Source organism: Kytococcus schroeteri (genome assembly GCF_042433515.1).
GTDB classification, from domain to species: Bacteria; Actinomycetota; Actinomycetes; order Actinomycetales; family Dermatophilaceae; genus Kytococcus; species Kytococcus schroeteri.
This window is the reverse complement of sequence record NZ_JBHLVH010000003.1, coordinates 65,172-77,112: the sequence shown is the minus strand read 5'-3', so window position 1 is coordinate 77,112 and position 11,941 is coordinate 65,172. Positions and strand designations below refer to the sequence as shown.

General features: G+C 73.1%; 14 protein-coding genes and 1 pseudogene. 11 read left to right on the top strand and 4 right to left on the bottom strand.

Annotation, left to right across the window (positions count from 1 at the left end; all coding sequences use genetic code 11):
• Window positions 1-214 (bottom strand): annotated as a pseudogene (locus ACFFHC_RS01710) (hypothetical protein); the annotation flags it as partial.
• Between the two features lie 95 nt (window positions 215-309).
• Between ACFFHC_RS01710 and ACFFHC_RS01705 the strand changes: the two are divergent.
• Window positions 310-1,467 carry an MFS transporter gene (locus ACFFHC_RS01705; protein WP_070704482.1) on the top strand — a complete coding sequence of 386 codons (1,158 nt, stop codon included), beginning with the start codon at window positions 310-312 and terminating at the stop codon, window positions 1,465-1,467.
• A gap of 31 nt (window positions 1,468-1,498) precedes the next feature.
• Here ACFFHC_RS01705 and ACFFHC_RS01700 read toward each other — a convergent pair whose 3' ends face one another.
• Window positions 1,499-2,272: a methylase gene (locus ACFFHC_RS01700; RefSeq protein ID WP_070704479.1), complete on the bottom strand. Its 774-nt coding sequence runs from the start codon at window positions 2,270-2,272 to the stop codon at window positions 1,499-1,501.
• Between the two features lie 43 nt (window positions 2,273-2,315).
• On the opposite strand from ACFFHC_RS01700, the gene ACFFHC_RS01695 reads away from it, so the two are divergent.
• From ACFFHC_RS01695 to ACFFHC_RS01685, 3 genes are read left to right on the top strand one after another with little or no spacing between them, the layout of a single operon-like run.
• Window positions 2,316-3,566 (top strand): glycosyltransferase, encoded by a 1,251-nt coding sequence (locus ACFFHC_RS01695; RefSeq protein ID WP_181443161.1) that lies wholly within the window; start codon window positions 2,316-2,318, stop codon window positions 3,564-3,566.
• Window positions 3,563-4,102, top strand: coding sequence for a type III secretion system chaperone family protein (locus ACFFHC_RS01690; RefSeq protein WP_083323596.1), 540 nt, complete (start codon window positions 3,563-3,565; stop codon window positions 4,100-4,102). The genes ACFFHC_RS01695 and ACFFHC_RS01690 overlap by 4 nt, the downstream gene beginning before the upstream one ends.
• Window positions 4,103-4,124: 22 nt before the next feature.
• Entirely contained in the window at window positions 4,125-4,880 is a 756-nt protein-coding gene (locus ACFFHC_RS01685; protein ID WP_141494797.1) for a phosphoglyceromutase, read from the top strand.
• A 9-nt stretch (window positions 4,881-4,889) separates the two neighbouring features.
• On the opposite strand, the gene phoU is transcribed toward ACFFHC_RS01685, so the two are convergent.
• Window positions 4,890-5,564: a phosphate signaling complex protein PhoU gene (gene phoU, locus ACFFHC_RS01680; RefSeq protein ID WP_070705363.1), complete on the bottom strand. Its 675-nt coding sequence runs from the start codon at window positions 5,562-5,564 to the stop codon at window positions 4,890-4,892.
• A gap of 149 nt (window positions 5,565-5,713) precedes the next feature.
• Between phoU and ACFFHC_RS01675 the strand changes: the two genes are divergently transcribed.
• Window positions 5,714-6,892: a sensor histidine kinase gene (locus ACFFHC_RS01675; protein WP_070705364.1), complete on the top strand. Its 1,179-nt coding sequence runs from the start codon at window positions 5,714-5,716 to the stop codon at window positions 6,890-6,892.
• A gap of 53 nt (window positions 6,893-6,945) precedes the next feature.
• The gene (locus ACFFHC_RS01670; RefSeq protein WP_101849917.1) at window positions 6,946-7,626 is read left to right on the top strand and encodes a response regulator; all 681 of its coding nucleotides are present in this window, start codon (window positions 6,946-6,948) and stop codon (window positions 7,624-7,626) included.
• 16 nt (window positions 7,627-7,642) lie between these two features.
• Here the strand turns inward: ACFFHC_RS01670 and ACFFHC_RS01665 are convergent, their stop codons facing one another.
• A complete protein-coding gene (locus ACFFHC_RS01665) occupies window positions 7,643-8,179 on the bottom strand; it encodes a hypothetical protein (RefSeq protein WP_070705366.1) in 537 nt (178 codons plus the stop codon).
• 87 nt (window positions 8,180-8,266) lie between these two features.
• On the opposite strand from ACFFHC_RS01665, the gene ACFFHC_RS01660 reads away from it, so the two are divergent.
• The 5 genes from ACFFHC_RS01660 to ACFFHC_RS01640 all read left to right on the top strand — a co-directional run bounded on the left by ACFFHC_RS01660 (window position 8,267) and on the right by ACFFHC_RS01640 (window position 11,883).
• Window positions 8,267-8,749 carry a CarD family transcriptional regulator gene (locus ACFFHC_RS01660; RefSeq protein WP_070705367.1) on the top strand — a complete coding sequence of 161 codons (483 nt, stop codon included), beginning with the start codon at window positions 8,267-8,269 and terminating at the stop codon, window positions 8,747-8,749.
• A gap of 4 nt (window positions 8,750-8,753) precedes the next feature.
• A complete protein-coding gene (gene ispD / locus ACFFHC_RS01655) occupies window positions 8,754-9,494 on the top strand; it encodes a 2-C-methyl-D-erythritol 4-phosphate cytidylyltransferase (RefSeq protein WP_083323598.1) in 741 nt (246 codons plus the stop codon).
• Window positions 9,495-9,517: 23 nt separating this feature from the next.
• Window positions 9,518-10,000: a 2-C-methyl-D-erythritol 2,4-cyclodiphosphate synthase gene (gene ispF, locus ACFFHC_RS01650; RefSeq protein WP_070705370.1), complete on the top strand. Its 483-nt coding sequence runs from the start codon at window positions 9,518-9,520 to the stop codon at window positions 9,998-10,000.
• A gap of 108 nt (window positions 10,001-10,108) precedes the next feature.
• On the top strand, window positions 10,109-11,200 hold the full coding sequence (locus ACFFHC_RS01645; RefSeq protein WP_070705368.1) for an S-(hydroxymethyl)mycothiol dehydrogenase: 1,092 nt from the start codon (window positions 10,109-10,111) through the stop codon (window positions 11,198-11,200).
• Entirely contained in the window at window positions 11,197-11,883 is a 687-nt protein-coding gene (locus ACFFHC_RS01640; protein ID WP_181443162.1) for an MBL fold metallo-hydrolase, read from the top strand. The genes ACFFHC_RS01645 and ACFFHC_RS01640 overlap by 4 nt, the downstream gene beginning before the upstream one ends.
• Window positions 11,884-11,941 lie beyond the last annotated feature (58 nt).

Sequence of the window (11,941 nt, the reverse complement as noted above, 5' to 3'; positions counted from 1 at the left end):
CCGGCGGCCCTCGGCCCCGCAGTGCCGGCCGAACGCGTCGTCATCGCCCGCGACCACCCGGCATTCCAGCGCCCGCCCGGTCAGGCTCCACGCGCTGGCCAACCGCAACGAGACCAAGCTCGTCCAGGCGGGCGAAGGTCGTCAGATCAGGGGCATCAAAGGTAAGTTCACGCACGTCGAGGTCTTCTGGTCGGGTCGGTGTAGGAACCCCCATCATCAGGGGACCTCGACCCCTACCTCGACCCGGTCACACCACCACTGCTGCACCCTCAGATCGGATGAGCCGACAAAGCGGGATTCACGGCCCTGGTGCTCGTCCTGGCCGCCGGGACGAACTCGGCGACGATGCTGTCCACCCTCTTGGCGGCTCTCGTGGTGGTGGATGCCGCGGTGACCCCGGCCTGTGGGTGGGTGGCCGACCGGTTCAACCGTCGCAGTGTGATGCTCTTGGCCGACGTCGGTGCTGCCGTGGCGTACGGGGTCATGTTCCTGGTGGCACCCGACCCCTGGTGGGTGTTCGGCTGCGCCCTCGTGGCGACGGTCTTCGAGTCGCTCTACTTCCCGGCATCGAGTGCGTCGGTGCCGCGTGTCCTGGAGGGAGAGAACCTCGGAGGGATCTTCGCGGCGTTCGGGCAGGCGAGAACCCTCGCAGGGATGCTGGGTCCCGCCGTGGTGGCCGGGCTGGTCCTCGTGGCCTCAGCCAAGTGGGCCTTTCTCGTGAACGCCGCGTCGTTCCTGGTCTCGGCGGTGGTGGTGCTCACCATCAAGCGCGCGTTCGGTCCTGACGCCGGTGATCCCGGATCGGAGAACGACGAGCCATCTCGTCCGGGCGGTTCGGTCCTGGGTGTGCTGCGCCGTCACCCGGTGCTGCTGGTCTTCATGGGTGTCTGGGCCACCATCCAGCTGGGAACGGGTGCGCTCTGGGTTGCCCTGCCTGTTCTGGCGGACAGGCTCGGGGACCAGTCGATGATGTATGCGGCGATGAACTCGTTCTCGGTTCTCATCAGCTTCCTCGGGCTGACGCTCTTCACCCGTGTGTCGCGGCGCCGCAGCGCCGGACCGTTGCTGGTGGTGGGTCTGGCTGGCCAGGCCCTCGGCCTGTTCGTGCTGGGGCTGGGAGCCTTTCTCGCATCTACGGCGGCGGGGCTGATCGCCGTGGGCCTCACCTTCATTGCCCTGACCATCCACCGGCTCGCGCAGGCATTCACCGGCGCGACCTCCTACGAGCTCCTTGCCGATGCCGTCCCGGACGGAGCCCGAGGTCGCGCGAATTCATGGGTCGATTTCGCCACGGTGGGATCTTTCGGGCTCGGTGTGTGGGCCGCGGGGCCAGCGGTGGACCTCCTCGGGTTGGGCCCCGCCCTCCTGACCGCCACGGTGCTCGTGGCGATCGGGACCTACCTGGGTCGGCGACTGGCGGTGGAGGCTCAGGGCGCAGCGGTTGCGAGGTCGGCCCGGGGTCGGTGACGAGGGGCGGGTCCGTGGGTGGTTCTGCCGCTCAGGCGGGGGCCACGGCCTGCCACGCCACGGTGAGTTCGCCGCGCCGTGGGCCGTGGCGCGCGTCGAGCACGGGCCAGTCGGCCGCCACGGCGCGGGCCGCCGCGGCGAAGCGCTGCCGTCGCCCCCACGTGGCCAGGTGGGCGTGGGCGTTCCAGGCGGCGTCCAGGTCGCGCAGCAGGGAGTGCACCGGCTGGCCCGGCACGTTGTGGTGGATGAGCACCTTGGGCAGTCGCTCGGCGATGGCGCTCGGCGGGTCCACCTGCGCCATCGCCCAGCTGAACGTCAGGCTCAGCGGACCGGACCGGTCCAGGGTCACCCACACGGCACGGCGCCCCACCTCGTTGGAGGTGCCCTCCAGCAGCAGGCCGTCCGGGGCCAGTCCCGCCTGCAGCTGGGCCCACGCACCGGGCACGGCCTCCTCGGGGTACTGGCGCAGCACGTTGAACGCCCGCAGCGCGGTGATGCCGGTGAGCCCGGCCAGCTCGAAGCCGCCCCGGGCGAACTCCAGTCCGTCAGTGGCCCACGGCTGGGCGGCGGCCACGCGGTCGGGGTCGATCTCCAGCCCCACCACGCGGGCACGCGGCACCACGGAGCGCACGCGGCCGTGCGTCTCGGCCGTGGTCAGGGGCAAGGCGCCGAAGCCCAGGTCCACCACGAGCGGAGCCGGGTCGGAACGCAGCACGGGGGCCAGCCGCCGCACCATCCAGCGGTCCACTCGGCGCAACCGGTTGGGGGCGGTGGTCCCGCGCGTGATGTCCCCGACCGGCCGCATGGGCCCGGAGCCTAGCGCCGCGGCCGGTGGCAGACTCAGGACCGTGTCCACGCCCCCTCCCGCACCGCCCACCGTGCTGGTGCTGAGCATGCACACCTCGCCGCTGGACGACCCCGGCGAGGGCGATGCCGGCGGCATGAACGTCTACGTCCGCCAGCTCTCGCGTGCCCTGGCCGCTGCGGCGGCCCCGGTGGTGGTGGCCACCCGGTCGGTCACCGGGGCGCCGTGGCAGCAGGACGACGAGGGCGTGGTCGTCTGGGGCCTGCCGGCGGGGGACCCGCAGACCGCCAAGGAGGACCTGCCCGCCCTCGTGCCGGCCTTCGCCGAGGCCGTGGCGTCGCGCCTGGCCGCCGAGGAGGTGACGCCGCAGGTGGTGCACTCGCACTACTGGCTCTCCGGCCTGGTGGCCCGGCGGCTCGTGGCGGCGGGTGGGGCGGCCGAGGGGGCCGTGTGGGCCCACACCATGCACACCATGGGCGCCACCAAGAACGCCGAGGTGGCCGCCGAGGCCGGGGCGCCGCCCGAGCCGCCCGCCCGCATCGAGGGGGAGCGGGCCGTGCTGGCCGCGGTGGACCTGGCCGTGGTGAGCACCCGCCGCGAGGCCCAGCAGGTGCAGGCCGAGGGGGCCGACCCGGCGGTCGTGCGTGTCATCCCGCCCGGCGTGGACGCCGCCACCTTCCACCGGGTGCCCGGTGCCGAGCGCACCTCCCTGCGCGTGGTCGCCCGCCGCGACCTGGGCCTGGGCCCGGACGCCGCGCTGCTCGTGCAGGCCGGGCGATGGCAGCCCGCCAAGGGCCAGCTGGTGCTGCTGGAGGCGGTGGAGCACCTGCACGCCCGGGGTGTGGAGGCCCACGCCCTGTTCGTCGGCGGCCCGAGCGGGTCGGGCGACGCCGAGGAGCTCCCGCGCCGCATCGAGGCCTCCCCGGCACGGGACCTGCTGCACGCCCGGGGCGCGGTGCCGCCCGAGCAGCTCGCCGGGCTCTTCCACGCCGCCGACCTCGTGGTGGTGCCCAGCCGCACCGAGTCCTTCGGGCTGGTGGCCGCCGAGGCGATGGCCTGCGGCGTGCCGGTGGTGGCCGCCCGCGTGGGGGGCCTGCCCGAGGCCGTCGGCACCGGCGGCGTGCTCGTGGACGGCCACGACCCCGTCGCCTGGGCCGGGACGCTGGCCGCCCTGCTCGCCGACCCCGCCGCGAGGGACCGGTTGGGTGGTGCCGGCGCCCGCCGGGGCGAGCAGCTCACCTGGGCCGCCTCCGCAGCCGCCCACCTGGACGCCTACGCAGAGGAGCCCCGATGACCGCCCGTGACGATGCCCTGGCCGTGGTGGAGCGCTGGGTGGCCCAGCACGCCGACCCGGCCTCGCCCGAGCACGTGGAGGGCGTGCAGGCCGAGCGCGTCCACGACGACGCCGGCCAGCCCACGCCCGCCTGGGCCATCACACTGCCCGGGGAGCGCAAGCTCAGGACCGTGGTCTCCGTGCGGGTGGGGGAGCGCTCGCTGGGGCTGGTGGCCTTCGTGGTGCGCAACCCGGACGAGAACCACGAGCAGGTGTACCGGATGCTGCTGCGCCGCAGCCTGGACCTGCCCGGCCTGGCCTACGCCGTGGACGACGCCGGCGACGTCTACCTCACCGGCCGCGTCCCCGTGGAGGGCGTCACCGACCAGTGGTTCGACGAGACCCTCGGGGCCGTCCTGCAGGCCAGCGACGGCATCTTCAACGAGGTGCTGGCCGCCGGCTTCCTCACCGCCATGCAGGCCGAGTGGGACTGGCGCACCAAGCGTGGGGAGTCCACCCGCAACCTCGAGGCCTTCCGCCACCTGCTCGCGGACTGAGCGCGGCGATAGTGTGCCCCCTATGACGAATGCTGCCCACACCCTGATCCTGCTGCGCCACGGCCAGAGCCAGTGGAACGAGAAGAACCTGTTCACCGGCTGGGTCGACGTCGACCTCACCGAGAAGGGCCGCGCCGAGGCCCGCCGCGGCGGCGAGCTGCTCAAGGCCGAGGGTCTGCTGCCCGACGTGCTGCACACCTCGCGTCTGCGCCGCGCCATCACCACGGCCAACCTGGCCCTCGACGCCGCCGACCGCCACTGGATCGACGTGCGCCGCTCCTGGCGCCTCAACGAGCGCCACTACGGCGCCCTGCAGGGCAAGGACAAGGCGGAGATCAAGGAGCAGTACGGCGAGGAGCAGTTCATGGCCTGGCGCCGGAGCTTCGACACCCCGCCGCCGGCCATCGACCCCGCCGACGAGTGGTCGCAGGCCGACGACCCGCGCTACGCCGACCTGGGTGAGGACGCCCCGGCCACCGAGTGCCTCAAGGACGTCGTGGCCCGGCTGCGCCCGTACTGGACCGAGGCGATCGTGCCCGACCTGCAGGCCGGCCGCACCGTCATGGTGACCGCCCACGGCAACAGCCTGCGCGCGCTGGTCAAGGAGCTCGACGGCATCAGCGACGAGGACATCGCCGGCGTCAACATCCCCACCGGCATCCCGCTGGTGTACGAGCTCGACGCCGACTTCCGCCCGGTGACCCCCGGCGGCCGCTACCTGGACCCCGAGGCCGCTGCCGGCGCCATCCAGGAGGTTGCCAACCAGGGCAACAAGTGAGGCCCGTGCTCAGGCGACGGTGACCGCGTGGGCGTCCTCGCCGGGTCGGTCCAGCCGACCCGTCGCGAGGTAGCCCATGCGGCGCCCCACGCCCACGCTGTGGTCGCCGATGCGCTCGTAGTAGCGGCTCAGCAGGGTGAGGTCCACCGCCTCCTGCGTGTCGGTGATCTCCAGGCGGATGGTCTCGAAGACGCGCACGTGGAGGGCGTCGAGGCTGTCGTCCAGCACCTCCAGGTCCTGCGACACGCCGGGGTCCTGCGTGGCCAGGGCCTCCCCGGCGCCCTCCACCAGGGCCAGGGCCAGCCGGCCCATCTCCGTCATGGTCTCGCGGGCCGGCGCCGGCACGGCGAGCTCCGGGTAGCGCATGCGCACCAGCTCGGCCACGTGGCGTGCCAGGTCGCCGGTGCGCTCCATCGAGGCCGAGAGCTGCAGGGCCGTGACCACGAGACGCAGGTCGCTGGCCACCGGGCTCTCGCGCGCCAGCAGCTCGATGGCGTTCTGCTCGATCTCGGCGTAGAAGGCGTCGATGAGCGCGTCCCCGGAGATCACCGACTCCGCCAGGGCGCCGTCCGCGGCACCCAGCGCCCGGTTGGCCTCCCGGACGGCGTGGGCCACCAGGCGGTTCATCTCGACCATCTGGGCGGACATCTCGCCGAGTGCCCGGGTGAAGTTGGTGCGCGGCATGGCTCCCCTGTCTCGTGCTGGCCCCGCAGTGTTTCACCCGCCGGTGAACCGGAGGTTGCCGGTCCTGCGGGTACCGGGTGAACCCCGGGTGGACGCCGGGACGCGGATGACCGGAACACCTAGAGTGCCTGCATGACCCGGAGGCGCGCATGGACCCGATGACCTGGCTCGCCCTCGTCGTCGGCCTGCTGGTGGGTCTGGCACTCGGCCTGTGGTGGCGCCGCGGACGGTCGGAGCCCGATCGCTGCCGGCGGCCGCAGGGGCGGGAGGACTTCCCCCTCGGCGCACGGCAGGTGCTGGACTCCCTGGCCTCCACCGTCATCGTGCTCGACCAGGACAACCGGGTGGTGCACTCCACCCACCACGCGGCCGACCAGGGCTTCGTCCGCGACGGCGTGGTGCCCCACCAGGAGATCCGCGACCTCGTGGAGGAGTGCCGCGCCGACCGCGAGGTGCTCGACCGCGACGTACGGGTCTCCCGGAGTCTGCTCGTGGGCGGCACCGTCTCGCTGGGGTGCCGTGTCTTCCCGCTCGGCCACCAGCGGGTGGTGATTCTGCTGGAGGACCGTTCGCGTGCCCAGCGGGTGGAGGCGGTGCGCCGCGACTTCGTGGCCAACGTGAGTCACGAGCTGAAGACTCCCGTGGGCGGCCTGGCCCTGCTCTCCGAGGCGGTGCTGGACGCGCGCGAGGACCCCGAGGCGGTGGAGCGCTTCGCCCGCCGGATGACCGTGGAGTCCGAGCGCCTCACCCGGCTCGTGCAGGACATCCTCGACTTCTCCCGGCTCCAGGCTGGCGAGGCCGCCGAGAGCGCGGAGCCGGTGGACGTGGTCGACGTGGTCTCCACCGCGGTGGACCAGGTGCGGGTCCACGCCGACGGACGCGGCGTCGCCGTGCGCCAGGCGGGTGTCGCCCACGGCCCCGAGCGCCGGGTCTTCGGCAACCAGCAGCTGCTGGTGACCGCCGTGCGCAACCTCCTGGTCAACGCCCTGAACTACTCCGAGCCGGGCACCAAGGTGGTCGTCACGGTGGCCGGGGGTGATCAGCCGGGCACCGTGCGCATCGTGGTGACCGACCAGGGTGTCGGCATCCCCGCCGGTGACCTGGAGCGCATCTTCGAGCGCTTCTACCGGGTCGACTCGGCCCGGTCCCGCCAGACCGGGGGCACCGGCCTCGGCCTGGCCATCGTCAAGCACGTGGTGAGCAACCACGGCGGCACGGTGAGCGTGTGGTCACGCGTCGGCACCGGCTCGACCTTCACGCTGGAGCTGCCCAGCCTCGAGGCGACCTCGACGGAGGCCGCCGAGGGCGATGCGGCATCCTTGACCTAGTCCCGGCGCGTCGTCCCACCGCGCCCCGTCACCGCACCCGCAGGAGGATCCCCGTGGCCCGCATCCTGGTCGTCGAGGACGAGGAGTCGTTCTCCGATCCCCTCAGCTGGTTGCTGGAGCGCGAGGGCCACGTCGTCGTGGTGCGGGAGGACGGCCGGTCGGGCCTCGAGGAGTTCCAGCACTCCGGCGCCGACCTGGTGCTGCTGGACGTCATGCTGCCGGGGATGTCCGGGGTGGAGGTCTGCCGCGAGCTGCGCCGCGAGTCCACGGTGCCGATCATCATGCTCACCGCCAAGGACTCCGAGGTCGACAAGGTGGTGGGTCTGGAGATCGGGGCCGACGACTACGTCACCAAGCCGTACAGCTCGCGCGAGCTCCTGGCCCGCATCAACGCGGTGCTGCGCCGCCGGGGCGCGCCGCTGGTGGAGGAGGACTCCGTGGTGCGCGCCGGCGGGGTGGAGCTCGACGCGGACTCCCACGTGGTGGTGGTGCGCGGACGGCAGGTCTCGATGCCGCTCAAGGAGTTCGAGCTGCTCGAGATGCTCATGCGCAACCAGGGGCGGGTGCTCACCCGCGCGCAGCTCATCGACCGCGTCTGGGGCACCGACTACGTGGGCGACACCAAGACGCTCGACGTGCACATCAAGCGGGTGCGCGGCAAGGTCGAGGAGAACCCCTCGAGCCCGCGGCTGATCACCACCATCCGCGGGCTCGGGTACAAGTTCGACGCCTGAGGGCGCCGGCGGCGCGTCAGTGGTGCGCGCCGCCCTCGGAGTGCAGGTCCTCCTTGGTGGGGCGCTCCGGGGCCTTCCAGCCCTCGGGGGCGAACTCCTCGTACTCGCCGGTCGGGAGCATGACCGGCACGCGCTGCTCGGACTGCTGGCCGCCGGCGGAGACGGTGAGCACCTGGAAGGCGCCGGGTGCCACGGTCTTGGGCAGCGTCACCTTCTCGTCACCGAGCTTCACACTGCTGTGGGGCTTCACGGTGCCGCTCCAGATCTCCTTGCCGTCGGCGGAGAGGCTGACCTGCTGCGGCTCGGAGCCGGAGTTGGACACGGCCCCGATGACGCGACCCTCGGCATCGGCCTGGGTGCCCAGGACGGTCAGGTCGAGGACGCTCACGTCGCCGGCGCGCACGAGCTCGCCGTTGGCGGGTGCGTAGTCGCGGGTGGTCTCCAGCGGGGAGAGGGACTGGCAGCCGGAGAGAGCGAGCATGCCGACGACGGACAGGGCCGCCAGGCGGCGTCCGAGGCGGGCGGGGGCGTGGGCGCGGGCAGTGGTGATCACCCGCGGATGGTACCCAACGGTGGGCCGCGACGGCTCGGGGGCCACGGCGTGCCCAGTGTTAGAATTCTCGGGCGAAAGGGGCACTACATGACGTTTGAAGTCGGTGAAACGGTCGTCTACCCGCACCACGGTGCAGCGCTCATCGAAGAGGTCAAGCAGCGCAAGGTCAAGGGCAAGGAGATGACCTACCTGAAGCTCAAGGTGGCGCAGGGCGACCTGACCATCGAGGTTCCTGCCGAGAACTGCGACCTCGTGGGTGTCCGCGACGTCGTGGACGCGGAGGGTCTCGAGAAGGTGTTCGGCGTGCTGCGCGCCGAGAACTGCGAGGAGCCGACCAACTGGTCCCGCCGCTACAAGGCGAACCTCGAGAAGCTCGCCTCCGGTGACGTCATCAAGGTGGCGGAGGTCGTGCGTGACCTGTGGCGCCGCGAGCAGGACCGCGGTCTGTCCGCCGGGGAGAAGCGGATGCTGGCCAAGGCGCGCCAGATCCTCGTCTCCGAGCTGGCCCTGGCCGAGAAGACCGACGAGGAGAAGGCCGAGGCCACCCTCGACGAGGTCCTCGCGAGCTGATCCCCTGAACGCACAGCAGACCCCCCACGACCCCGACGGCGCTCCCGCCGTCGGGGTCGTCCTCGTCGCCGCCGGGTCCGGCACGCGCCTGGGGGCCGGCATCCCCAAGGCCTTCGTCGAGGTGGACGGCTCGTCCCTGCTCGAGCACGCGATCCACGGCGTGCTCGCCACCGCACGGGTGGACGAGCTGGTGGTCGTGGCGCCCGCCGGGTGGGAGGACCGGGCGCAGGAGTGCCTCGACCTCGCCGCGGGCTGCCCGTGCGCGCACCGGACCACCGTGGTGACCGGCGGGGCCGAGCGCGCCGACTCGGTGGCCGCCGGCCTGGCCGTCCTGGGTCCGGACGTAGAGGTCGTCCTCGTGCACGACGCTGCCCGCTGCTTCGCCCCCGCGGAGGTGTTCGACCGCGTGGTCGCCGCCGTCCGCGAGGGGGCCGCGGCGGTGGTCCCGGGGGTCCCCGTGGTGGACACGGTCAAGGTGGTCGACCCGGTCGAGGGGCGTCCCGAGCCGGTGGTGGCCACGCCGGCCCGCTCCACCCTGCGCGCGGTGCAGACCCCGCAGGGCTTCCGCCGTGAGGTGCTCCAGCGGGCCCACGCGGTCCCGGGCGCCGGTGCTGCGGCCACGGACGACGCCCTGCTCGTGGAGCAGCTGGGCGAGCGGGTGGTCGTGGTCCCGGGTGACGCCCGCTCGGCCAAGATCACCACCCCGGAGGACCTCCGCGCCGCAGGTGGCAGGGTGGCCCCGTGACCACCTCGCAGACGCCCGAACCCCTGCCCGCCCTGCCCCGCGTCGGCCACGGCACGGACGTGCACCGGTGGGCGCAGGACGACCGCGCCCTCTGGCTGGGCACGCTGGAGTGGCCGGGGGAATGCGGCATCGAGGGGCACTCCGACGGGGACGTGGCCGCCCACGCCGCCTGCGACGCGCTCTTCTCCGCCGCCGGGGTGGGCGACCTGGGCACGCACTTCGGCACCGGCCGCCCGGAGATGGCCGGCGCGCGCGGGGCGGACATGCTGGCCGAGGCCGTGCGCATCGTCGAGGCCGCCGGCTTCCGGGTGGGCAACGTGGCCGTGCAGGTCATCGGCAACCGGCCCAAGGTGGGTCCGCGCCGTGAGGAGGTGCAGGCCGCGATGTCGGCCGCGCTCGGTGGGGTGCCGGTGTCGGTCTCGGCCACGACCACCGACGGGCTCGGACTCACCGGCCGCGGCGAGGGGATCGCCGCCCTCGCCACCGCCCTGGTCGTCCCGGCCTGAGGCGCGCGCGGCGCCGGACGCCCGGCGAGGTCGTCGGTGGGTGTCGATACCGTGGGGGCAGACACGGGGGCCTGTCCCGCCCCACCCCTCACGTGATCAGGAGGCAGCATGCCGAGCACGGTCAAGGGCGTCATCGCCCGCAGCAAGGACGCGCCGGTGGAGGTGGTCGACGTCGTGGTGCCCGACCCGGGTCCCGGCGAGGCCGTGGTGAAGGTGACCACCTGCGGCGTCTGCCACACCGACCTGCACTACAAGCAGGGCGGCATCACCGACGACTTCCCCTTCCTGCTCGGCCACGAGGCCAACGGCGTCGTGGAGTCCGTGGGCGAGGGCGTGACCGAGGTCGAGCCGGGCGACACCGTGGTGCTCAACTGGCGTGCCGTGTGCGGCACCTGCCGGGCCTGCGCCAAGGGTGAGCCCTGGTACTGCTTCGACACCCACAACGCCGCGCAGAAGATGACGCTCACCGACGGCACCGAGCTGGAGCCCGCGCTGGGCATCGGTGCCTTCGCCGAGAAGACGCTGGTGCACGCCGGCCAGTGCACCAAGGTGGACCCCGAGGCCGACGCCGCCGCGACCGGCCTGCTCGGCTGCGGCGTGATGGCCGGCTTCGGCGCTGCCGTGAACACCGGCGGGGTGAAGCGTGGGGACTCCTTCGCCGTCATCGGCTGTGGTGGCGTGGGCATGGCCGCGCTCGCCGGTGCCGTAGTGGCTGGGGCGACCACCGTCATCGCGGTGGACACCGACCCGCGCAAGCTGGAGAAGGCCCGTGAGATGGGTGCCACCCACACGGTGGACCCGGCCGACGGCGACGTGGTGGAGGCCATCCGCGAGGCGACCGGTGGCTTCGGCGCCGACGTGGTGGTGGAGGCCGTGGGCCGCCCCGAGACCTACGAGCAGGCCTTCTACGCCCGCGACCTGGCCGGCACCGTGGTGCTGGTGGGCGTGCCGACGCCGGACACGGAGATCACGCTTCCGCTGCTGGAGGTCTTCGGGCGCGGGGGTGCGCTGAAGTCCAGTTGGTACGGCGACTGCCTGCCCAGCCGCGACTTCCCGATGATGGTGGACCTCTACCGGCAGGGTCGGCTCGACCTGGACGCCTTCGTCTCCGAGCGCATCGGCCTGGACCAGGTGGAGGAGTCCTTCGACAAGATGCACCGCGGTGACGTGCTGCGGTCCGTGGTGGAGGTGTCGCGATGAGCGCCGAGCACAAGCCGTCCGGCCCCGCCCAGCGCGTGGCCACGCCCCGCCAGATCGAGGGCGTGCGCGTGGAGTGCGTCGTCACCGCCGGCACCTTCGAGCTCGACGGCGGCTCCTGGGAGGTGGAGAACAACGTCTGGCTCCTCGGGGACGCCGAGGAGTGCGTGGTCATCGACCCCGGGCACGACGGCGGGCCGGTGCTGGACGCGATCGGCGAGCGCACCCTGCGCGCCGTGCTGCACACGCACGCGCACAACGACCACATCAACGCCACCGGTGAGGTGACCGGCGACAAGTGGTCGCCCACGCACCTGCACCCGGCCGACCGGATGCTCTGGGACGCGGTCTACCCGGTGGCCCCGGACCACGAGCTCGAGCACGGCCAGCGCATCACCGTGGCCGGGGTGGCCATGGAGGTGCTGCACACCCCCGGTCACAGCCCCGGCGCGGTCTGCTTCTACGTGCCGGCCCTGGGCATCCTGTTCAGCGGCGACACCCTCTTCCAGGGCGGCCCCGGCGCCACGGGGCGCAGCTTCTCGGACTTCGGTCTCATCATCCGGTCGATCACCGAGCAGCTGCTGGTGCTGCCGCCGGACACCAAGGTGCTCACCGGGCACGGTGACGCCACCACCATCGGCGCGGAGGCCCCGCACCGGCAGGAGTGGATCGACCGCGGGCACTGAGCCGCGTGCGGACACGCAGGAGGGCGCCCCACCGGTCGGTGGGGCGCCCTCCTGCGTG